Consider the following 440-nt stretch of genomic DNA (forward strand, 5'->3'; position numbering starts at 1 on the left):
ATATAATTACCGCTTGGTCGTTTTTTAACGCTATTTTTTAATAAATTGATTTGTCAGGGAAGTACGGTATTTAATATTGTGGTTTATTCGAATCCAAGCATGAAAATTATTGTATCTTCGGACAGGGCTGATGATGAATTTGAATACTAACTGGCTGCTGGATAAAGGTAAGGACAGTGACACTCTGGTGTTGTTCGCCCATGGCGCCGGTGCCGATATGCACAGCGACTTTATGGCAGATTATGCCGCGCTGTTGACCGCCAGCGGCCCGAGCGTGCTGAGGTTTAACTTTCCTTACATGGTCAAGCGCGGCGAGGATGGCAAGCGGCGCCCGCCGGACCGGGCACCTGCGCTGTTGCAGTCCTTCGAGCAGATCTTGGCAGCAGCGGTTGCCGAGTTTTCGCCCAAGCGACTATTTTTGATGGGCAAATCCATGGGCG

At 49.8% G+C, this 440-nt stretch carries 1 protein-coding gene; it reads left to right on the plus strand.

Annotated elements, in window-relative coordinates; genetic code table 11:
- Positions 1-130: 130 nt before the first annotated feature.
- On the plus strand, positions 131-440 hold a 310-nt coding region (locus K5R16_RS22275), incomplete at its 3' end, for an alpha/beta family hydrolase (RefSeq protein WP_374758421.1).

Source organism: Shewanella sp. c952 (genome assembly GCF_019654975.1).
Taxonomy (GTDB): Bacteria; Pseudomonadota; Gammaproteobacteria; order Enterobacterales; family Shewanellaceae; genus Shewanella.